A 22968-nucleotide genomic window follows, 5' to 3' on the forward strand; every position below is an offset into this window, starting at 1 on the left:
GGTTTGGAACGTTATACTGGATAGAGTTAAACTGCTGAGCTGCAATGCTTATAGGATTAATGTTTTTGTCTTTTGCAAAAGACGTATATACATAGAAGCTAGGAAGAGGCAGGTTATCCTGTCGATCCGCACGATTCTCACATAGGAGGTCTCATCATGAATGAACAAGAGCGAGCCGGCGAACGGCTGCTTCCCGAAGTGGCTACGGGAGAACGGAAGCTAGAGCACGTGCGCCTCTGTCTTGAGGAGAATGTGGCAGGAGAAGGGGTAACCAGCGGTATGGAGCGGTTTGCGTTTCGCCATCACCCACTGCCGGAACTGGATTTTGAAGAAGTGCATCTGGAGACTTCGTTTATTGGCAAAAAAGTACGCACACCCTTGCTCATCAGTTCGATGACGGGTGGAAGCAAAACAACGGGCGCCATCAATGAGCGCCTCGCCCGAGTAGCAAACGCCAGAGGCTGGGCGCTCGGCGTAGGTTCGATCCGGGCTGCCGTAGAACAGCCGGAACTTTCGAGTACCTTCGATGTGCGGCGCTGGGCACCGGACATCCCGGTCATTGCCAACCTGGGTGCGGTGCAGCTGAACTATGGCTTCACCACAGCTGATTTCCAGCGTGCGGTAGATATTGCGGGTGCGGACATGCTCGTCCTTCACCTGAACACGTTGCAGGAAGTTTTCCAGCCGGAAGGTAACACCAACTTCAGTGGATTATTTCAACGGATTGAAAACTTGTGTCGTGAGCTAGACGTACCTGTTGGTGTGAAAGAAGTAGGTTTTGGCATCGATGGCGTGACGGCTCAACGCCTATATGAAGCGGGTGTCGCGTTCATTGATGTAGCCGGAGCTGGAGGTACAAGCTGGGTACAGGTAGAGAAGTACCGCAACAATAACCCGGTACGCCGGGCGGCAGCGGAAGCTTTTGCCGACTGGGGCATTCCGACAGCGGAGTGTATTCAGGAAGTGCGTGCGCTGAACCCAGCGGGTGCACTTATTGGTAGTGGTGGACTGTACACGGGCGTAGACGCGGCCAAAGCCCTCGCGCTCGGTGCGGATCTCGCTGGTTTTGGCCGATCTCTACTCGAATCCGCAGTCGCTTCGGATGATGCGCTGAATAACCGATTGGAACAGGTCGAATTCGAGCTGCGAACCGTGATGTTTGGCATCGGGGTTGGTCGGATCGAGGATTTGAAACAGACGTTACGTCTGGTGGAACGGCGGTAGAGTGAGGGTGGAAATGCAGGTGCGAACCCCAAGCTCACATGATTTCCTTGGGGGATTCGCACCTCGAATTTTGTCGAAAACATCGTTTTCGTGACCTTTTGGCAACACATGTGTTCGTTGAAGGATGTTTTTTATCACAAACTTTTCTGTAATTTGGTATAATGATTGAGAATACGTGATAATGTTTGAATTTGATGACTTTATTACGTATTTTTTCGCAGTCGCACTCCGTGGAGTGCGTGGATTGAAGTCATGCCGAACGGGATTTCACACGCCAGACCAGTGCGTGGATTGAAATTCCTCGGGTCAACGCTGTTTGTGTCATCTATATTTGGTTCTGTATATGGGGTGCCAAATATAATCAAATCCTTACAAAGTCTTGTCTATCTCATGCTTTAGCATGGATAAGTACGTAAGACTTTTTTTGTTTTAATACAATTTAGAAGTTATGAGAATACAAAAAATCCGTCCAAAGAAAAATGAGGCCACTGAAGAACTTTACTTTTTCAAGTAGTGGATAACGTTTAGCCAAAAAAGAAGACATTTACACCCAAGTATTGGGAGTGATGTCTTCTTTTTTTGGCATTATTCGCTTGTGTTCTCTGTTCTCCTTACTCTGCTAACTTCAATATTCGTTTTAAATTTACAGCAAATATGGCCATTGCACCTTGTAATTGCATGCCAAGTAAACCCGAGGATGTGGCTATATCATACCCGTGTCCATGCTTAAGTTCACTGTTCTTCGCTTCAATTTTGTAACGCTCTTTGGATTTCTTTTTGAAATATTCTGTTTCTTGAAATGCCATTTGTTTGGAATGTTCTTCCGATTTTATCGAAACGGAGTATGTCTTGCTTTTCGCACCTTCTTTGTAGCAACCTTCCTTCAGTGCACAACGCACACATCGCTCTACATCAAAATAATAAGTATCTGTTTGGTTTTTACCGATACTTTTCTTGCCTTGCCGAGCCTGGTGGACGGCCATATGCCCAGTTGGACACACATACAACCCTGCATCCTTGTTAAACAGAAACTCATCTTCCTTTTTACGGTTTCCTTGCGTAATCAGTGGCTTCAATTTCGCTACAAGTGCAATTTCATTTTTGTGGGTGTATACAATATTATCCCTCTCGGAATAAACTGCGTCTCCAATGACGGTCTTCACCTGCATGCCAGCCGCTTTGATTTATTTGATTAATTCCTGTAATTGTTTTCCATCATTCTTCTCTCCTGTTGTGATAACGGCCGCTGTAATGATCCGCTCCTCAGTCATGGCCAGGTGTGTTTTGTATCCAAAGAAAGCAGAGTCTGCGCTCTTGTGTCCCACTCGTGCGTCGGGGTCTGCTGCCAGGCGAAGTTGCTCGACGTCATTTGAGATCGTTTCTTTCAGCAGGTTCAGAGGCTCTAGAATTTTCGGTACTTGTGCGATCCCAGATTCGGTTTCAACGAAAGTGACAAGCTTCTGGCAATACTCTATTTCATCTTCGAGCTTTTTGCTTGTTGGTTTTGGCTGATTCATCCAAGGTATATATCGCTTTGCGCAACTTCCGCGCACGGTCTTGTAGAATGTCTTGCGGTGACTTCTGGTTGTAGCGCGCTTTTGTATGCGTAGCATCGACGATAATGGCAGGGCTCTTCACAATACTCTGCTCGATCGCAAGCGTCACCGTTTTACCAATGAGCATATCTTTCAATCGCAATTTCCGGAATTTGGTCAGAGAGCTGGAGTCAATAACAGAATCTTCCGGTGCCATACCGAGAAAATATTTAAACGACATGTCATACTTCGAGCGTTCAACGATGTCTACGTCAGACAGTTCAAAGATCGCTTTGAGCAGTAAATATTTAAACATGCGAATAGGATCAATGGCGTTACGTCCATTGTCCAAACAATATTTCGCTTCGAGTTCTTCATAAATGAAAGTAAAGTCCACGAGCTCTGATTTGACGGAGCATATTGTCCTTCGGAACGACGATGTCATACAGTACCGCATAAGGACTCAGGACTAAAGTTTGTTGTTGTCGAATCATCTGCTCTCACCTACTTTTCATGATAACTCAATTTTTCTTGAAAAACTGTACCTTTTTCTAAATTAGAACTTTTTCAGTGGCCTCAAGAAAAATGGATGGATTTTTTATGTTTCTCTTTAAAAGTGAGAAAGCGTTACGCTCCGTTGACAATGTTTAGCCCAGTTTGTTTTTTTACCCATCATCATCCGGTATGTACGCTAACACATCTGAAAGAGTAAAGTCATTTCCTATCATTTCCTGCAGATTGTTCAAAAAACTAAATACAGGAATCAGACAGATGATTGGGGTGACCTAGCCGAATGCAAAAGCGGAATCCGCTTTTTGTCAGTATTTTTTTACTTTGCAGTTAATGAAGCAGGGGCGGAGGTTAATTCGATATCTTTCCATTGACCGTCAATTTGTGCCCTAAACTTTGCACGAACTACCAAAGTATATGTCCCAGGAGTTTTTAACTCTAGTACATTTTGTGGCGAAGGTACATACTCACTACCATCATAACTATAACTGCCCCCCGATTTGATGGATGTGCTGATTCCAATACCATTTACTATCGAATTTTCTGTTCCAAGATCTATAGCCTTCTCTTTTTCATCAAAAAGAGTATAGGTAAACATATTTACTCCATGCTCCAATTGAATCGTAGCTGTACCTTTATTCCGTAAGAAGGCCTCTACATTAAACGGTTCATTAATTTTGACCTCAGTTGGTGCATCTACATCCAGAAGGAAAAGCGGCTTATTATTCGCTTCGTTAAATGAACAGCCTGAAATAACGAATAGGAGCAAAGGGGCGATCAACTTCAGCATACCCGCAGTTTTCATCTTTAACAGCCTCCGATCGATTAGTTGATATATATTTGACGCTATATTCAGTAAGGATGTTGCAATACGATCGCGCAGATCTTCAATTGTTTTATTCATTACTAACCAGCTGACGGTCAGAGCGGAAAGTATATAAAACACATTTTATACTATTTTTTTGTATTTTATGGAACATTTTGCTTGGAAGCAACGTTATTAAAAGTATACCTGGAAAAAAGTTGAGGTATGTGTTGTGCCCCTGCTGCATATCCAGGAAATTTTTTGTTGAAAAGGAGTTGGTTTAAGAATGAAAAGAAAGCTGATCTCAATTGCTACAACGTTTACCATGTCAATAATGCTTTTATCTTCTTCAGCTTTTGCAAATGGTCCTGAACTTGGGGGGGGGTCCGAATCCTGCTTCAAATCATTTTGAAATACCCATTGATGCCGGACCTGCTCCAGTTAATACAGTAGCGGTAGCTCAGGATTCCGAGGGTAAGGAGTTTTCCCTGGCACAGAATGATCGTGTCCAATTGCAGGAATACATTGCTGCTAACTTTAAAGATGCTTATGCTGGAGCGTATACCGAAGAAGATGGAACCAATGTAATACTTCTAACTAGCGAAAGCAAAGCTAAAAGCCTTGCGGGTAATAACCTCGAAACAGTGCTGAAGAGTAAAAGCAAAAAGACAGATAAACTGAAATTCAAATATGTAAAGTACAGCGAAAATGAACTTTACGAGGGAAAGGAAAAAATATTTAAAAATGCGGAATCTTTAGACCTTGAAGCCGTGGGAATCGATACCACACAGAATAAAGTCAATGTTTACATTACGCAAGAGAATTTAGATAGCAAAAAGGACGAGATTGTAAGCAACTATTTAAATGAAGATATGATTAATTGGATAGTTGGCGATGTTGAAATTAAAGACAATGCTTATGATTTATTCTCAGGTGAACGTATTGAAAGATACGTTGATGGAAATTCCTGGGGAGTGTGTAGTCTTGGTTTTAATGGAAGAGCGAGTGGAAATGATGTTGGTGTGACTGCAGGACACTGTTCAAACGGCACATACTATGATTTGTCAGATGGATCAGCTTCTATTGGTACAATGTCAAATGCAAATAATAGCTCAAGTTCGAGCTATGATGCTGGTTTTGTGAAATATGTATCAGGAGTGAAGCCAAGTGTATTCCTTAACGGAAGTACAATGACCGTTGGTACTACTGATTATTCCGGGGCGTATAGACAAGTCGGTGATTACGTTAAAATTCATGCTACTTCTAAAGGTGGCACGGGTACTTCCCTTTTGAAAGTAATAGATTCTGATCTAAGTATTCCTGGAAACCCAATGCATTTAGTGAGAACTGAGTACGGTGGGCTAATCGGTGGTGATAGTGGAGGCTTGGTGTATTCCATCGCAAACAATGGAGTAAAAAGTTATGCTCGCGTAGAAGGGATTTATAAAGGGAATTATCTTTATAATGGTACAAAGACAGGAGAAGTTTTTTCGAAATATAGTTATGTCTATGATGGTTTAGGAATGTCAGGGGTTTATACGGATAACAGTTATTAAGCAACGAATTACAGAGTATAATCATTGAGTGTTTGGTATAACCATAGATCGTAATCAGAAGCTTAGTATTAACTAAGCTTCTTTTTTTTGTGCGCCATGCATGGCGATTAACTAGGCGGAGAAAGTCCGCTGTGGGGGTTTGTAGTTACAAACCACGTATTGAGAGCATGAATTGAAATACTTTTGACTGGGTTACCATGAAGTTTCCTCCCGTAGTCAGAGTGCCATAATGTGAACTCGTACTTAGCCGTACTAAACATGGCTAAATACGGGTTCAAATTTATCAGGAGTCAGTAACAATACAAAAATCCGTCCAAAGTAAAAATGGACGGATTTTTTTGATTTTCTTTAAAAGTGACATTTCGCTCCATTGAAAATGTTTGTCCAGTTTGTTTTTTTATCCCTTGTGATCATCCGGTATGTACTCTAACACATCGTTAAGAGTGTAGTCATTTCCTGTCAGTGCCCGTAGAGTGTTCACGATATTATTCAAGGTATCTAAATCAAGCCTTTTCGTTTTTCCTTCGCACAAATCATAGATAAGGTTCGGTCTAACTTTTGCTTCTCTAGCCAGTGCATTTTTAGTGACGCTGGCTGCATCTAAAGTGTCGCCCAATCTTATTTTTATAGACATAGCCAATTCCACCTTTCACTTTAATGATAACCTAACGTTAAATGTTTTAAAATAATCACTTGACGTTTATCGTTAAACGTTATAAAGTTTGGGTATATTATCAATAGACGTTAAACTTTTGGCGTTAAATTGTTTGTGGTTTAAAATCAAAATCAATAATGTTTTAAATTTACCTAATGGTTATTTCTCATAATGATTATGAATAATGAGTCTCATTCTTTTTAAGGGAGGGCAATAGTGTCATGAAAATCTCAAACCATTTTGAACGTGCTTTGTTAATCCTCGACACCTTTGACCAAGATCGAGAAATGTATATTTACCAAGGTTATGTCATGAATGAGCGCTATATCATTTATGTAGATGAAGGTACGTTATGGCTTCGGCATGTACAGAGAGTTACACATATAGATCATTTATATATTGATGGAGATACTGGAGGGTTAGTCCTGACTGAGCATATCACAGGAAATGCAAGAGAGATGCTAGAGTCAATCGTGGACAGATTGAGTGGTATGGATGCGATGACATTTCTCACGGATGTCTTATTGTGGACTCCCGACCGTGTGGATATGAATTTGATGCTTGATTGCATACTATGACAAGGCTCTCCAGCCCTCTTCCAGGCTATTTTTTGCAACATTTTAAGCAAAGCAGATAAATATCTTTATAATAAAAGTAAATTATTTACAAGTAAAATATTGATATTAAATTCAAAAATATAGTATTATTTAATTGACCATTGCTTAATTTTGCTTGGAAAGGTGGTGTACCTTTGAACTCAGTAGCCACAATACGTGATCATTTAGCAGACTACTTAAAAACGAACCATATGACACTCAATCAATTCTCTGAGATATCGGGAATCAACTCAGGGACGTTGAGTGGTACGCTGAACGGGCTACGTACCATTGGCATGCAGCAGTTGGATCGACTAACTGCCGGGATGGGTTTAACAGAGGGTTACTTCTATGAATTATACATACATGAGTGTTTTGTACATACAAGCCCGGATTGGCGAAGACTGGGGCCTTTTTTATATCGTTGTGCCGAACTCGGTAAGGTCGATTATATGGAAGAAGCTGTTAATCTAATTATGGATAATCTTTCCTATGCACCGCTTTTGTTCGAGTTGGCTGAACAGTTATATCGTGAAGGGAAGTTAGAAGCGGCCATGCCCTTGTATGTATGTGTAGCCGAGGGTGAGAAAATGCAACATTCTGAACGGTTGGCTCTAAGTCAGTATCGTTTGTTCACAATCGGGCTTTCCAAGGATCAGATGAGTAATCTTGCACTTGCTACCCAGTTCGAGTTTTTTGTAGATCGGCTAGACGAGCCTTACCAGCTGGATGGACTGAACGATCTGATGAATGTGTATGCTTCATTGCGCCGATGGGATAAGGTGAGGAGCCTTGCTGATCAGTTAAAGTTAAAAGCAATGATCCATTATGAATTGAAGAAAAAAGTAAATGTAGCGGAAGATAACCCTAAAAAGCAAATTATATTCTATGTTTTATACGCTTATTTGATGCTTGGAGAGGCTTGTTTTTATTATGAAGAATATGGAGAAGCACTTCAGTATGTTTCGTTGTACACCGATTATAGTTGGATAAATGATCCGAGCGAAGAGGAAACCGTTGTTATTCGTCAGTTCGAGGAATGGGCAGAAGGCAATCGATATCTATATGAACTAATGTCAGGTAAAACAGAGGTTATCCAAAGTTATATGAACTATATCTCGGAGAGAGAAAATGAGATCTTTCCTGCTTTATGTGCGATTGTAAATGCAGCGAATCGGTATGATATGAAACATTTCTTCAATTCTTGAAAAGTATCAATCTTATTTCATGTATCAGGACCAAAGCAGTCGTATTGGAAAAATCAGCGAGCAATATACGAATGATCAATATGGTACTTTGCTTGTGGGCCTAGGTACATATTATTTAAAACATCAAGATTATAACAGAGGATTTCAGTTGATTCTTAACGGTTTGGATTTTGCAAATAAAATTAAGAATAAAGATAGTATTCTAGAGTGTATAAAAATATTTGAAGAATTTCGGTATTGTGCAATCGAAGAAGCTAAACTACGATACAAAAAAATGATTCGGGAGGTTTGATGACGAATGAAGATGAAATTGGCAATATTGATAGTTACATGCAGTATCACAGTAGGCGTTGTTTTTCCTACTACTCAACCCATCCCCGTTGAAAAAGACCGTCCAGTAATCGTGACAACTAATGGCCACGGCACAGGAAGTTAACCAGCATTTCTGAAAATACGCTTTTTGAATATGAGCTGCTCCCTCAAGTAGAATGGTGAATTGTCTACGTTGAAGGGAGCTTTTTCGTGTTGGAGTTCGCCTGATTTCCTACTAATTAGCAGAATGGACTAGAATGTTACAACAGGGAGGGGTGAATATGGATTGTGGTGAGCTCAAGTTGCAGATCGAAGCAGCGAGACAAAAGCTCTATCAACTCAAGATGGACTATGGAAATCTGCTTCATCCTCATGTTATACAGCAATCTATGGTCCTGGATGATCTAATTAATCAATACAATCAGGTTAAAATAAAAAAGCCGATTGAATAATTCAATCGACTTTGGGCGAGAAACTTTGGCGGGTCGCTCGCCCCTATATTTTAACATAAGTCCACAGAGCGAAATATCGTTATTACATACATTCTTGATTCACGGTGACATTCTCAAATTTAAATCGTCAGAATAACTTCATGCGCTAAGTGGGAGAACAGGATACAATAAGATACTAGTAGTGCAAATAGGACTGCACAGAGATCTTACATAATGAAGATCACTCGAAATAAGGAGAGGAATAAGTTGGAACTTTCTCTAATGAATCAGGAAGATTTTGCGAGTTTTCGCATTCGATCGATTAAGGATTTTGCAGAAGAAAAAGTAGAAGCGGGTACCTGGGCTGAGGAAGAGGCGCAGCAACTGGCGGAGGAGTCTTATGAACGTTATCTGCCAGAAGGCTTGAACACACCCGGAGCGTATCTCTACAATCTGGTGCATCCTGTGGACGGCAATGTGGGGTATATCTGGTTTAATGTCACGGATAATCGCCGCGGGAAGGATGCTTTTTTGCTGGATATTGTGGTTGAAGAAGCGCACCGTGGTAAGGGATACGGAACAGAGACGATGCAGGCGCTTGAACAGACGGCCTTGAGTCTTGGCGTGGATCGCATTGGTTTGCATGTGTTTGGACATAATGTGCGGGCGAGCAGCCTGTATCGCAAGATGGGATATGAGGTAACGGATCTGACGATGTATAAGGAAATAAAAGGTTAATCTGATGGCGGATAATCTAAGCCACTGGCTGGTTTTGGCTGACCTCTGATCGAATCCGCGGTCGCATCAGATGATGATGCGCTGAATGAGCGGTTGGAACAGGTCGAATTTGAGCTGCGTACCGTGATGTTTGGCATTGGCGCCGGTCGGATTGAGGATTTGAAACAGACGTCACGTCTGGTGGAGCGGCATTAGGCGGGAGGTTAAAATGAAGGTGTGAACCCCAAGCTCACATGATTTCCCTGGGAGATTCGCACCTCGGATTTTGTCGAAAACATCGTTTTCGTGCCCTTTTGGCAACAGCGGTATTTGGTGAAGGATATCTTTTGACGCATATGTTGCTATAATTATTGGCGATACGTAATGAATTTTGGACTTTATTACATGTATTTTCGCTGTCGCACTCCGTATGGAGTGCTTTAGAATACTACTCGCGAAAGCAAGTGGCTTTTTTGTATCTAAAACTTCGGTAGACGTCTGTGAAGGTATATCTTTACGAACGAAGAAAAAGTCTGTTTTTATATTACCTAGAAGTCTTACAGTTATTGTGAGCATTTATAATAACTATAAGACCTCACGCGACGCCCTGCTTCATGACAAATGTGGCCGCAACATACATACAGGAGTTTTAATCATGCAAACAATCACTAGAGAATACGGATATGCCAAGGTATCCACAAAAGAGCATAATAAAGATCGGCAGTTAACTGTATTACGGGAACAAGGCATTCCAGAAGAATAGATTTGTGCTCGACCATACCACCTGTTAAACCCAATATATTTAATAGTTCATCGAGAGAAGCGATTAAATATATTTAAGCAATTCACTCAAACTTACGAAGAGTTGCACAAGTGTTCCCTGATATGAGGGGGGCGTTCCAAGAAAACGAATACACAATGGAATTTTTCTGAAATTTTAATCCACGGCCCATGGTGACGATAATGAATATAGAGTGGTGTTCTTCCCAAATCGGAGAGAGCCTATAAAAAAGGAGAGAGTTTGTGAAAAAACAGGTTATCAAATTCGCAGGAATCGCACTGGCAGCAGTACTTATGGCAGGTACGATGGGTATCACGTCAGCTAACGTGCAAGCCGCAACAGCAACGACTCAATTTTCTGACGTTGAATCCACCCATTGGGGCGCCAGCGCCATTACCAAGGGCGTTTCCAAAGGCTATGTCGATGGATACATGAACGGTACATTTAAACCAGACGCCAGCGTCACACGTGCGGAATTCGTGAAGATGGTCGTCTCGGCTATGGGACTTGAAATCACGCCAGCAAACGGTAAATGGTTTACCGAGTACGTTGACGCTGCAAGCAAAGCAGACCTTTACGTATCTACCGATTTTAACGATAGCGAAGTGGCTTGGACGAAAGTGATGACACGGGAAGAAATGGCTCGCGTTGCAGCTCGTGCGATCGGTGAAACAACAAAGGAAGATGACAAATGGATGTACCTTGCTACGAAAGCGGGTCTCATTAAAGGCGTTGGTATAGGGCAGATCGCTCCGAAAGGACTGACCACGCGTGCGCAGGCAATTGTTGTAATCGAACGTATTCTTTCCAAGAATACTGGCGCTTCCCTTGACGTCGATAAGTATGCGGTTGGTAGTGCTGAAATCGCATGGCATGGTACGAACATCTTCACTGTGATGCCTGAAATGTGGGTCACACCTGAATCTGATGTAAAACGTGCTGGCAAGGCTTCAGTCGAGGAAATGTGGAACGAAAGTAAAATGACGCTCACATCGAAGGATGGACTGTGGCAAGGCAAGCTGGACGCTCTTGTTGCTATTGACCTTGCTGATCCGAACGATCCCAATCGATTCCTACTACCCAATATCAATCAATTGAAATGGTCAAATAACAGGCAGACCATTACTGATTTGATGGTTAAAGACCAAAAAAATAGCTACATTCTGTATTTCAAAGGTGGTCAAGTTTATAACAAAGCACCAAATAAATATCTGGATCGAAAACGGCTAACTTTTCGTGTCGGTGGTTTTAACAGCCCGGATCTTGATGCGTTTTACTATAAACGTACCCTTAACGGGAGCGCTTTTGTTTATCAAAACAAGTGGTTTGATCTTCCTGCTATTATTATTCCAAAATCTGGAACTATTCAGCAAGGTGATGATCTTGTTGTGAGGCTCGAAACTCCAACTAGCGGTTCACTTGCAAGTGATAGCGTAATTATTCGACTACGGGGTATTCAGTAGCCGAGGCTTAAAATTTGTTGGACTCATTATATTGCTCTTAACAAGCAGTATACTGGGTGCTTTTTGCCGTTATAGGAAGTTTTAGAAAAAAATCCACTTGCTTTCGCAAGTAGCATTTAACCGCTAAACTCCTGTTACTATAAAAATATAGAGGGTTATTTTCCGAAATCAAGAGCGTCTAATCAAAAGGAGAGAGTCCCGTGAAAAAATATTTCACCAAAATCGCAGGAATCGCACTGGCAGCAGTACTTATGGCAGGTACGATGGGTATCACGTCAGCTAACGTGCAAGCCGCAACAGCAACGACTCAATTTTCTGACGTTGAATCCACCCATTGGGGCGCCAGCGCCATTACTAAGGGCGTTTCCAAAGGCTATGTCGATGGATACATGAACGGTACATTTAAACCAGACGCCAGCGTCACACGTGCGGAATTCGTGAAGATGGTCGTCTCGGCTATGGGACTTGAAATCACGCCAGCAAACGGTAAATGGTATACCGAGTACGTTGACGCTGCAAGCAAAGCAGACCTTTACGTATCTACCGATTTTAACGATAGCGAAGTGGGTTGGACGAAAGTGATGACACGGGAAGAAATGGCTCGCGTTGCAGCTCGTGCGATCGGTGAAACAACAAAGGAAGATGACAAATGGATGTACCTTGCTACGAAAGCGGGTCTCATTAAAGGCGTTGGTATAGGGCAGATCGCTCCGAAAGGACTGACCACGCGTGCGCAGGCAATTGTTGTAATCGAACGTATTCTTTCCAAGAATACTGGCGCTTCCCTTGACTTCGATAAATATGCGATTGGTAATGCTGAAATCGCATGGCATGGTACGAACATCTTCACTGTGATGCCTGAAATGTGGGTTACTCCAGAATCTGATTGGAAACAAGCTGGTAAATCGTCTGTCGAAGAAATGTGGAACGAAAAGCTTATGACGATCACATCGAAAGATGGACTGTATCAAGGTAAGCTGGAGGCTCTTATCGCGATTGATCTTGCTGATCCTAACGATCCGAACCTTGGGTTGATTGCGCCAATGAATACGCTCAAATGGTTTAACAACAAGCCTGATGTAAGGAACCTAATGGTCAAAGATCAGAAGAACAGTTACGTCCTGTATTTCAGTGGTGGTACGGTGTTCAACAAGGATACAAAAAAATATAACCCTTCAAAAAATCTTCAATTCCGGGTTGATGGATTTAATAGTGCTGATGCCAATGCTCATGCCAAAGGTGTTCTGAATACAACCTCCTACGTTTTTCGTAATAGCTTATTTGACACTCCTGCCGTAATTATTCCAAAAACAGGTACTGTACAACAAAGCGATTTGGTAATTAGACTTCAAACGCCAGCAGGTGGGTCTCTGTTCAGTGAAAGCATTCCGCTCCGTCTCAAAGGTATCCAATAATGAAAAAAACCGACGACGTTTATTGTTTGTCGGGCTCAGCAAACTGCTCCTATCGAGCAGTTTGCTGGGTTCAATTTATAGTGTAGCCGTTATTGAGATAGTTCTTCAGGGAAAAGCTTAAAAATTGGCATCTAAGTTTTTATTATGTGTGCCCATGTTCACATAATAATGTTTTACTGCTTAAACGGAGCGAGTATCGATATCACATACATTCATCTTTCACGGTGACATTCTCATTGGTTACAGTAACGTAGGAATTGCCTGATAAGTATTCCGTATAACCGCAAACCGTTTTGTTATAGGGCTTTCCGCGACTGTCCGTAAACGCTAAGGAGACGGCTCCCTCCCCGGAAAGTTTCAGCCGTGGGGCGAATTTCACGTTTGCTCCGCTGGGAATATCCTTATCGAATACGTAGGTGGAGCGACTCTCATTGTTGTTTAACGAGTTGTCGCCTTGGACTAGGCTAGCCTGAATATGGGTGAGGTCATAGTCGGACTGATTATGGATCGTGATCCTTAAGTGGCGAAAGGGATCCATTGCATTCAGAAAGCTCATAAAAGCGACGATGGCGATTCCGAGTATGATAGCAGACAAGATAATCATTTTCTTTTTGGAGAATCGGCGACGTGTGTTCAATATGATCCACTCCCTTCCTTCATGAGGTATAAACGATGGGAAGAGATCAAAAGTTATAAATAAAATGGGTAAATATGAAATTGAAGCTCGAATCGTCAGAATAACTTCATGCGCTAAGCGGGAGAACAGGATACAATAAGATACTAGTAGTGCAAAAAAAGTTTGCACGGAGATCATACATAGAACACTCAATTGAGGAGGAAAACAACATGGAACTATCTCCAATGAATCAGGAAGGTTATGCGAGTTTTCGCATTCGATCGATTAAGGATTTTGCAGAAGAAAAAGTAGAAGCGGGTACCTGGGCTGAGGAAGAGGCGCAGCAACTGGCGGAAGAATCTTATGAACGTTATCTGCCAGAAGGCTTGAACACACCGGGAGCGTATCTCTACAATACTGATGCATCCTGTGGACGGAAATGTGGGGTATATCTGGTTTAATATCACGGATAATCGTCGCGGGAAAGATGCTTTTTTGCTGGATATTGTGGTTGAAGAAGCACACCGTGGTAAGGGATACGGAACAGAGACAATGCAGGCGCTTGAACAGACGGCCTTGAGTCTTGGCGTGGATCGCATTGGTTTGCATGTGTTTGGACATAATGTGCGGGCGAGCAGCCTGTATCGCAAGATGGGATATGAGGTGACGGATCTGACGATGTACAAGGAAATCAAAGGGTAAACCAAAAAGCGGATAATCTAGTCCAAACTTAAGATCTGCGCAAAACGAATTATCCGCAGTAACCGGGGATTTCGGGAAGCGTATGGGACTCTGGTCGAATTGGCGAAGTTCCTTGATGCCTTGAGGTTTGTCATATATAATGTATAGGATTATCCATACCGAACAAGTAATCAATGAGGAGTTGTCATATACATGGCTTTGAAAGCTGGAATCGTGGGTCTGCCTAACGTTGGTAAATCTACATTGTTTAATGCAATTACACAAGCAGGTGCCGAATCGGCAAACTATCCGTTCTGTACAATTGACCCTAACGTGGGGATCGTTGAAGTGCCAGATGAGCGTCTGGACAAACTGACAGAACTCGTTGTACCTAAGAAAACAGTACCAACGGCGTTTGAGTTTGTAGATATCGCTGGTCTTGTTCGCGGTGCGAGCAAAGGCGAAGGTCTTGGTAACAAGTTCCTTGCCCACATCCGTGAAGTAGACGCGATTGTACACGTGGTACGTTGCTTTGTAGATGAGAACATTACACACGTCGATGGCAAAATTGACCCGGTAAGCGACATCCAGACAATCAATCTGGAGCTGATCCTGGCCGATATCGAGAGTGTTGAGAAGAAAATCGATCGCTCCAAGAAAAACATGAAGGGCGGCAACAAGACTGCCTCTCAAGAAGTAGAAGTATTGGAGAGAGTGAAGGCTGTCCTGTACGATGACAAGCCGGCACGCAGCATGGAACTTACGGATGACGAGCTTCTGATCGTGCGCGATCTGCACTTGCTCACCCTGAAGCCTGTTCTGTACGCAGCCAATGTAGCTGAGGACGAAATCGGCGACGTGGCGAACAATGCTTATGTGCAAAAAGTAAGAGAATTCGCAGCTGCTGAAAACGCAGAAGTTGTGCCGATCAGTGCGAAGGTTGAAGAAGAGATTTCTGAGCTGGAAGGCGAAGATAAACAAATGTTCCTGGAAGAACTCGGTATCGAGGATTCCGGTCTGAACCTGTTGATCAAAGCGGCTTATAAATTGCTCGGTCTGTACACATACTTCACAGCAGGTGTACAGGAAGTTCGTGCGTGGACAATCCGCAAAGGTACCAAAGCGCCTGGCGCAGCGGGAGTCATTCACACCGACTTCGAACGTGGATTCATCCGTGCAGAAGTTGTTTCCTACGACGATCTGGTTGCAGCGGGTTCCATGAACGGTGCCAAAGAGCGTGGACAACTTCGTCTTGAAGGTAAAGAATACGTTGTAAATGACGGCGACGTTATGCACTTCCGTTTCAACGTATAAGTTGTTACACCTTTATATGTAGATTCAATAACATGACCCTGCGACCTTCTCGTGAAGTTCGTGGGGTCTTTGACTTAGAGTTTTACAGATGAGGAACAAGAAAAACCACCGGGATTAGGTTGGTCGCCTTGCAATCCGGTGGTTCTTCATTCATTTGATTGAAATTCGCCGTGGTCGCCCACCGGCCTTTGTTAGAGAAGTCACGATGTTAGCGCATCGTGGCTTTTGTTTATTTTACACCTGCTATACTACTTGTATTATAGCACCGTAGGAACATATCGGAACAACATCGAATTTTGTATTTTGCAGCACAAAAATTAGTTCATCCGCCTGCGGAACAGTTACTATTCAGAACCATAAGAATATGCTATAATTAAGAGTCGTATACCACGTTAAAATTCGCGCTGTAACAGATGAGCTTAAGCGTGTTTCATACAGGGTACGCGATTTCTTGATTTCACTTTAAAAGTAAAGGATTTGATGACGTTGTAGCGATGTTATACGTCGATCATACAGGAATGTGAATACATGCTGCGGTCAGGGGATTCGGTGAGAATCCTGTGCGTTGTGGAATATAGATTATAGATGTTATGAATAATGAAACCGAAATAATTATTAAAAACGATATTTGCATGGACAAAATAATGTGTGAGGTGACTATACATGTTGGATAAATTACAGGCGTTAGCCGACCGTTATGACAAGTTGAGTGAGCTTTTGTGTGACCCGGATGTGGCAAGTGACAACAAAAAGTTGCGGGAATATTCCAAAGAACAATCTGATCTGCAACCGACTTATGAAGCGTACAATGAATACAAACAGGTAAGTCAGGATCTCGAAGCTGCAAAGGAAATGCAGGGTGAGAAACTGGATGATGAGATGCGTGAAATGGTCAAAATGGAAATTGACGAACTAAGCACTCGCCAGAAGGAACTGGACGAATTGATTCGTGTGCTTATGCTGCCAAAAGATCCGAATGACGACAAAAACGTTATTGTTGAGATTCGCGGAGCAGCTGGTGGAGATGAGGCAGCGTTGTTTGCAGCAGATCTGTATCGGATGTACACACGTTATGCAGATGCACAAGGCTGGCGTGTAGAGCTGATGGACGTTAACACAAATGATCTCGGTGGATTCAAAGAGGTTGTTTTCCTGATCAACGGACGTGGCGCTTACAGCAAAATGAAATACGAAAGCGGCGCACACCGTGTGCAGCGTATTCCAACAACTGAATCCGGCGGACGTATTCATACGTCAACTTCAACGGTTGCGGTCATGCCTGAAGCCGAAGATTTTGATATCGAAATTCATGACAAAGACATCCGTGTTGATACGTTCTGTTCCAGTGGTGCCGGTGGACAATCGGTTAATACCACGAAATCCGCAGTACGGGTAACGCACGTTCCAACGGGAATTGTGGCGACATGTCAGGATGGAAAATCACAGAACTCCAACAAGGAAAAAGCGTTGCAGGTTCTGCGTACACGTATCTTCGATATGAAACGTATGGAAGAGGAAGCGAAGATCTCTGTTGAGCGGAAGAGCAAAGTGGGAACGGGCGACCGTAGTGAGCGTATTCGTACGTACAACTTCCCGCAAAGCCGTGTGACGGATCACCGTATCGGTCTGACGATGCACAAGCTGGATCAGATCATGAACGGGGAGATTGAAGATATCTTGTCTGCACTGACGATTGCTCAGCAGACCGAGTTGATGGATAGAGGAGAATAATCTGTGACCCGCGCGCAGTTTGTCATGACGCCGGAACAGAGCTGTCGGGAAGCCTTCGTGGAGGCTTCCTCTTTTTTGGAGAAGTGCGGCGTGTACGAGCCGCAAAACAATGCCCGGCTGCTGCTGGAACATGTACTCGGCGTTTATGGCGCCGCGTACTACATGATGCAGCCGGAGCCTTTTCCCAGCGAGCATCGCAGCCGCTGGGAGGACGCCGTCACGCGCAAGGCTACGGGTGAGCCGGCGCAATACATTATCGGCAGCCAGGAATTCTATGGGCTGCCGTTCGAGGTCACGCCGGCCGTGCTGATTCCGCGGCCGGAGACCGAGCTGTTGGTCGAGGCTGTGCTGCGCGAAGCCGACCGCGTGTTTCCCGACGGCGCTCCGCTCGCCGTCGATATCGGCACGGGCAGTGGTGCCATCGCGGTGACGATGGCTTCACTGCGCCCGCGCTTGCAGGTCGGCGCCGGGGATCTCTCGGCGGCTGCCCTGCAAGTGGCCGCGCGGAACGCGGCCGCGAACGGGGTACAGATCGACTTCCGTGAAGGCGATTTGCTGGCCCCGTTCGCCGGGGCACGGGTGGACATCCTGGTGTCCAACCCGCCATACATCCCGGCGGCGGATATCGCCGGGTTGCAGCAAGAGGTGCGCGATCATGAGCCGCGCATGGCATTGGACGGCGGTCCGGACGGGCTTGCACCGTACCGTATCATGCTGGAGCAGTTGGCGCTGTTGCCTGCGCCGCCGCAGATCATTGGTTTTGAGCTGGGCCAAGGGCAGGCTCGCGACATTGCAGCTTTGCTTGAAACGGCGGGACATTGGCCGGAAATTATCATTGTACCGGACCTTGCCGGAATCGAGCGGCATGTCCTGGGTGTTCGTACTTCGGAACAGGTGACGAAAATGTAAGGTTCTGCGGGTTTTCTTTTTGCCGTGAAATCCTCTACAATGAGATATACCGAAGATTTCTGAATGCTTGGGGGAACATAATTACATGCTGCACAAATTTAAAAAAATAGACTATTCTATTGTCTTTATACTCGTTATTCTGATGGGTATCAGTATTTTATCGATTTACAGTACAACGTTTGGTCGTCCAAAGCTGGAGGGACTCCCGAAAAGCGCAGTGATCTTTTATATTTTGGGCTTCGTAGTCTTTTTTGGGATGTCGATGATCAACTATAAATTCATAATCAAAAATTATTTATATATCTATGGCGTGGGGATGCTCCTGCTCATATTCGTTATGTTCTTTGGTAAGGAGTATTATGGTGCAAAAGGTTGGCTGTCCATCTTCGGGGTCAGTTTGCAGCCTGCTGAATTGTTCAAGTTATGCCTGATTGTGTTTTTATCGGCCTTTTTGGCCCGAAAGAAGAACCGTCCGCTCTATTTTGGACGTGACGTTATTCCGATTTCGCTCTGTGTTCTGCCGCCGTTACTACTCGTATTGCTTCAAAATGACTTGGGAAATGCATTAAGCTATGTAGTCATTCTTGTGGGCCTACTGTGGATTGGTAACATTAAATTTACGCATGCCCTCATTGGCTTTATGATCGCAGTGGCTGCTTTTATCGGTGGTACACAGGCGTATATTCATTATCATGATGAGATTGTTAAATTCCTGAATGACATTGGACGTTCGCACTGGGCGGATCGTTTTGACCCTTGGCTTGTACCAGAGCTGACCTCAAGAGATGTACTCTGGCAGACGTATAATGCAAAGCTTGCGATTGGTTCTGGTGGGATTACAGGCAAAGGTTATATGGAAGGCACAACGATTCAGTCGAATCGGGTGCCGCTGGCCTATGCTGACTCCATCTTTGTGCAGATTGGGGAAGAATTTGGTTTCATCGGTGCCTCGGTACTGCTTCTCCTGTACTTTATCCTGATTCACAGGCTGGTGCTGATTGCACTGGAGTGTAAGGATCGCGCGGGGCCTTATCTCATTGTTGGGATCATAGCGATGCTGCTTTACCAGATCTTTGTTAATATTGGTCCATTCATTGGTCTGATGCCGTTGACAGGAATTACGCTGCCGTTTATCAGTTCGGGTGGTACCTCCATTATGATCAACATGATTAGCATGGGTCTTGTAATGAGTATTAAGGTCCATACGGAAGAGAATGAGGATATTCTTGGCTCTGCGGAACAACCGAGTATTACGGATCTGGTGAGGAAATTGCTAAGACGCAAGCCATCCCAGCAGGAGCAATAACGTTTCTGAGTCAAACCGTGAAATAGCACGTCAGATTTATGTATATAAGCTAGATAACTATAGAACCCTGGAACAGACCAACCCAAGTTACATTGGGTGGATGTTTTGGGGTTTTTATTGTTTTTACGGCGTAATTCAGGCCGTTGAATAGTTCGTTTTTTAACCTGAAACGACCCTGATTTCCATTTTATTATCCAATTATATACAATGGTAATATTGAGTTCAATTGGAAATCATAGAATGCTAGATTTCAGGGGGATGGACAGAGTCATGTTGAGAATGTTGAAAAAGATGGACGGTGTGATTCTTTTTGTAATGCTGTTGCTCATGATTATTAGTGTATTTGCGATTTATAGCGGAACGCAGACAGATGCCAACTTGGCGAATCATCATGTCAAAACGATGTATTTCTATGTGGCCGGGTTCATTGCGGTGCTTGTGATCGGGCTTGTGAATTACAAGTTATACGTGAAATATGCGTTTTATTTGTATGGCTTGGGGATCATACTACTGATCCTGGCCAATGTCCTGGGAAGTTCAATCAATAACGCCAACGGTTGGCTGAAGCTGGGCGAGAACTTTTCTTTTCAACCGGCAGAGCTGTTCAAGATGATTCTGATTCTGTTTCTCGCCCATTTGATCGTGAAGAGACAACGAGGCACGCTGAAATTTTGGAGAGATATTGTGCCGATTGGCTGTTGGGCGTTTATTCCGTTTGCCCTTGTTATGGCTCAGAATGATTTGGGGAATGCGCTGGGGTATGTGGTGATTTTGGCTGCGGTATTCTGGATCGGAAATATGAGGCTGAAGCACGCATTGATTGCACTGGCGATTGTGGGAGTGGCGTTCTTTGGTTTTGTCAAAGCCTATACCTTCTACCATGGTGAAGTTTTCACTTTTCTTGAAAAGATAAAACGTGAGCATTGGGCGGAGCGGATTGATCCCTGGCTTGTACCGGAAAAGGCTACCTCAAAGGCTTCCTGGCATACGAAAAATGCAGGTTTAGCCATCGGTTCTGGGGGCATCATCGGCAAAGGTTATTTGCAAGGAACATCCGTTCAGAGTGGACGAGTCCCCTATACGTATTCTGATTCCATTTTTGTTGTGATCGCAGAGGAGTTTGGGTTTGTTGGTGCATCCGTACTGATTCTGTTGTACTTTATCCTGATCCACCGCATGGTGCTGATTGCTCTGGCATGTAGAGATCGCGCGGGACCCGTCATCATTGTAGGTATTATCGGAATGTTGTTGTATCAGGTGTTTGAGAACGTGGGGGCGTTCCTCGGACTGATGCCACTCACAGGTATTACGTTACCGTTCATCAGTTACGGCGGCACCTCTTTGCTTATAAATATGGCTTGCATCGGTGTAGTCATGAGCATTAAGTTGTACGGGCAAGAAGAGGAGGATGAACTTCTGATGGGAGAGCAGCAACCCCGGTTGTCGGAACGTTTATGGAATATGCTCAAGAAAGAAAAAAGTGCTGTGTAACTGTTGAGTCGGTGTAGGTGAAAGGTAAAGCGGTGGGACGTATAACGTGATCGTTTATAGGAATGAAGAGGTTGATTTGCCCTGTAACCAGGTGCGGATAAGCCTTTTTAACATGATGGGTGAGAAAGTGTGAATGAGAGATGAAAGAAGCAATGCATAGGTGTCTTCGAGCCTGCTGTAGGCTGAGGCGAACCTGAAAGAGTTGGAAATAGAGTGTTGAGCATTGTGTGGAGCTTCAGGTGCCAGCTGTTAGGAGTTAAGAGTTAGGTGGTGTTAGGAGCTAACGAACCACACACGTCTTATTCGGGGATTTGAAGTGTCTGGAGAAAACTAAGGAATCTGAGACACGTTATATCAGTATAAACAGCCTTCTGTAGCGTGTTGATCAGATAACTTTGGGGAATAACGTGCCTCATGTTCCTTACAATTTCAAAAGAATGCCTGAAGGGCAAATAAGAAGTCCTCGGTTCTTTAGAACATCGACTGGTCACTCGCGAGAGTCATTCGCCTAGGGTCAGCCAGTACAGTCTTCAAGGCTTTTTGGACGCTGACATTTTGTCATCGTATAACTTGCCTGGGTTTAACCACACATTCTAGTAGTACGTGTTCAAAAAGTTGGGTTTTCAGTACCGAGAAGATGGGATGAGGCTAGAAATGGAGTAGTGGAGCGTAGGATAAACTACGTGAGCAATCAAAATGGTTCTTTGGTAAACATACTCCGTAAGGCTCCCGCTTATTTCGGCTGAATTTCATATTCGACGTTGATGATGCAGCTGGGCATTCTTCGTAATCAAAGCGGACTTTTTGAACAACTTCTAGTAGATTTATTGCAAATGCTAGGTTTACTTCCGTCTCTACCGGGCATACTGATAGACATGAGAGAGTTGCAGGCAACGTGATCAGAGAGCCGAGGGGGAGAACGGAATGAGCAGAAGAATTGTAAAGCAAATTGGACTTATTATTGTATGTCTTATGATGATTATCATGATGTGGGAAGGTCAGAAAACGGATGCAGCTGTGGCGGCCACAGCAATTCCAGAACAATCGATTCGCTTGCGTATTCTAGCAAACTCGGATGCACCGGGAGATCAATTGGTGAAACGCGAGATTCGGGATGCTGTCGTTGCTCAGATGGGCGAGTGGGTAGCCGAACTGGAGAATCCGCAAAGTCTGGATGAAGCGCGCAAGGTGATTCGTGAGCATTTGTCCGAGATTGAGAATAGAGTAGGAGAAGAGTTGGCCAGTCGCGGTTTAAATTATGAGTATCAGGTGGAGTTGGGTTCCGTTCCGTTCCCGACCAAACTATATGGTGGCACTGTGTATCCTGCCGGAGATTATGAAGCGGTTCGGATTACGCTGGGCGAAGGAAAAGGTCAGAACTGGTGGTGTGTGTTGTTCCCGCCGTTGTGTTTCATTGATGCAGGGACCGGGGATGCACTGGCGAAACCTTCAACGGTATCAGCCGCAGCGGCTGAACCAGGAGATGCAGAAGCATCTGTGCAGGGAGACACACCGGAAGCGAGATTCTTTCTGTGGGATATGGCTGTGAAACTGTGGAGTTGGGTAACTGGATTGTTCGCATAACAACGTATTTATAAAATAGTAGAGGGCGACTTCGATTCAGGAAGCTGCCCTTTTGATATGAATTAGTGGTGAATTTCCGGGCGAAGTTTGAAGGGCATCCGAGTTGGGACAGGTATGTTATAATTGCT

19 protein-coding genes and 2 pseudogenes are annotated in these 22968 nt (G+C 44.1%); 17 read left to right on the plus strand and 4 right to left on the minus strand.

The annotated features are described in order from the left end of the window. Positions 1-156 precede the first annotated feature (156 nt). Entirely contained in the window at positions 157-1224 is a 1068-nt protein-coding gene (fni, locus tag CXK86_RS06660; RefSeq protein WP_101313547.1) for a type 2 isopentenyl-diphosphate Delta-isomerase, read from the plus strand. 611 nt (positions 1225-1835) lie between these two features. Here fni and CXK86_RS06665 read toward each other — a convergent pair. Together CXK86_RS06665 and CXK86_RS06670 are read right to left on the minus strand one after the other, a co-directional pair. Continuing rightward, positions 1836-3253, minus strand: a pseudogene (locus CXK86_RS06665) (IS1182 family transposase). 335 nt (positions 3254-3588) lie between these two features. Next, positions 3589-4173 (minus strand): hypothetical protein, encoded by a 585-nt coding sequence (locus tag CXK86_RS06670; protein WP_180361730.1) that lies wholly within the window; start codon positions 4171-4173, stop codon positions 3589-3591. Positions 4174-4436: 263 nt separating this feature from the next. Here CXK86_RS06670 and CXK86_RS06675 point away from each other — a divergent pair, with 263 nt between their 5' ends. Then, positions 4437-5630 carry a chymotrypsin family serine protease gene (locus CXK86_RS06675; protein ID WP_180361731.1) on the plus strand — a complete coding sequence of 398 codons (1194 nt, stop codon included), beginning with the start codon at positions 4437-4439 and terminating at the stop codon, positions 5628-5630. Positions 5631-6027: 397 nt separating this feature from the next. Here the strand turns inward: CXK86_RS06675 and CXK86_RS06680 are convergent, their stop codons facing one another. Continuing rightward, positions 6028-6264 (minus strand): helix-turn-helix domain-containing protein, encoded by a 237-nt coding sequence (locus tag CXK86_RS06680; protein WP_076253622.1) that lies wholly within the window; start codon positions 6262-6264, stop codon positions 6028-6030. Between the two features lie 242 nt (positions 6265-6506). Between CXK86_RS06680 and CXK86_RS06685 the strand changes: the two genes are divergently transcribed. The 7 genes and pseudogenes from CXK86_RS06685 (at position 6507) to CXK86_RS06715 (ending at position 13208) form a co-directional block, all read left to right on the plus strand. Continuing rightward, positions 6507-6863: a hypothetical protein gene (locus tag CXK86_RS06685; RefSeq protein ID WP_076253621.1), complete on the plus strand. Its 357-nt coding sequence runs from the start codon at positions 6507-6509 to the stop codon at positions 6861-6863. Positions 6864-7036: 173 nt separating this feature from the next. Next, positions 7037-8089 (plus strand): transcriptional regulator, encoded by a 1053-nt coding sequence (locus CXK86_RS06690; protein WP_256720166.1) that lies wholly within the window; start codon positions 7037-7039, stop codon positions 8087-8089. A 593-nt stretch (positions 8090-8682) separates the two neighbouring features. Further along, positions 8683-8853, plus strand: a complete 171-nt coding sequence (locus CXK86_RS06695; protein WP_101313549.1) for an aspartyl-phosphate phosphatase Spo0E family protein — start codon at positions 8683-8685, stop codon at positions 8851-8853. A 246-nt stretch (positions 8854-9099) separates the two neighbouring features. Then, positions 9100-9570, plus strand: a complete 471-nt coding sequence (locus CXK86_RS06700) for a GNAT family N-acetyltransferase (protein ID WP_257467787.1) — start codon at positions 9100-9102, stop codon at positions 9568-9570. Between the two features lie 45 nt (positions 9571-9615). Further along, positions 9616-9765: pseudogene (locus CXK86_RS32585) on the plus strand (type 2 isopentenyl-diphosphate Delta-isomerase); the annotation flags it as partial. 807 nt (positions 9766-10572) lie between these two features. After that, complete coding sequence (locus tag CXK86_RS06710; protein WP_101313551.1) at positions 10573-11793, plus strand: S-layer homology domain-containing protein; 1221 nt, start codon at positions 10573-10575, stop codon at positions 11791-11793. A gap of 200 nt (positions 11794-11993) precedes the next feature. Then, on the plus strand, positions 11994-13208 hold the full coding sequence (locus CXK86_RS06715; RefSeq protein ID WP_101313552.1) for an S-layer homology domain-containing protein: 1215 nt from the start codon (positions 11994-11996) through the stop codon (positions 13206-13208). A 202-nt stretch (positions 13209-13410) separates the two neighbouring features. Here the strand turns inward: CXK86_RS06715 and CXK86_RS06720 are convergent, their stop codons facing one another. Next, positions 13411-13845, minus strand: coding sequence for a hypothetical protein (locus CXK86_RS06720; RefSeq protein ID WP_076254981.1), 435 nt, complete (start codon positions 13843-13845; stop codon positions 13411-13413). A gap of 209 nt (positions 13846-14054) precedes the next feature. Here CXK86_RS06720 and CXK86_RS32590 point away from each other — a divergent pair, with 209 nt between their 5' ends. The 8 genes from CXK86_RS32590 to spoIIR all read left to right on the plus strand — a co-directional run bounded on the left by CXK86_RS32590 (position 14055) and on the right by spoIIR (position 22840). Next, complete coding sequence (locus tag CXK86_RS32590; protein WP_257467788.1) at positions 14055-14285, plus strand: hypothetical protein; 231 nt, start codon at positions 14055-14057, stop codon at positions 14283-14285. Then, positions 14254-14526, plus strand: coding sequence for a GNAT family N-acetyltransferase (locus CXK86_RS32595; RefSeq protein ID WP_257467789.1), 273 nt, complete (start codon positions 14254-14256; stop codon positions 14524-14526). The genes CXK86_RS32590 and CXK86_RS32595 overlap by 32 nt, the downstream gene beginning before the upstream one ends. A 192-nt stretch (positions 14527-14718) precedes the next feature. Then, the gene (gene ychF, locus CXK86_RS06730) at positions 14719-15819 is read left to right on the plus strand and encodes a redox-regulated ATPase YchF (RefSeq protein WP_017691917.1); all 1101 of its coding nucleotides are present in this window, start codon (positions 14719-14721) and stop codon (positions 15817-15819) included. Between the two features lie 663 nt (positions 15820-16482). Next, complete coding sequence (prfA, locus tag CXK86_RS06735) at positions 16483-17550, plus strand: peptide chain release factor 1 (protein ID WP_017691918.1); 1068 nt, start codon at positions 16483-16485, stop codon at positions 17548-17550. 24 nt (positions 17551-17574) lie between these two features. Continuing rightward, positions 17575-18459, plus strand: coding sequence for a peptide chain release factor N(5)-glutamine methyltransferase (gene prmC, locus CXK86_RS06740; protein ID WP_083685084.1), 885 nt, complete (start codon positions 17575-17577; stop codon positions 18457-18459). An 85-nt stretch (positions 18460-18544) separates the two neighbouring features. Beyond that, entirely contained in the window at positions 18545-19765 is a 1221-nt protein-coding gene (locus CXK86_RS06745; protein WP_076254008.1) for an FtsW/RodA/SpoVE family cell cycle protein, read from the plus strand. 270 nt (positions 19766-20035) lie between these two features. Beyond that, positions 20036-21256 (plus strand): FtsW/RodA/SpoVE family cell cycle protein, encoded by a 1221-nt coding sequence (locus tag CXK86_RS06750; RefSeq protein ID WP_036667775.1) that lies wholly within the window; start codon positions 20036-20038, stop codon positions 21254-21256. Between the two features lie 924 nt (positions 21257-22180). After that, entirely contained in the window at positions 22181-22840 is a 660-nt protein-coding gene (gene spoIIR, locus CXK86_RS06755) for a stage II sporulation protein R (protein WP_076254010.1), read from the plus strand. The last annotated feature ends 128 nt before the right edge of the window (positions 22841-22968 follow it).

It is taken from the genome of Paenibacillus sp. BGI2013, assembly GCF_002843485.1.
In the GTDB taxonomy this organism is placed as follows: Bacteria; Bacillota; Bacilli; order Paenibacillales; family Paenibacillaceae; genus Paenibacillus; species Paenibacillus amylolyticus.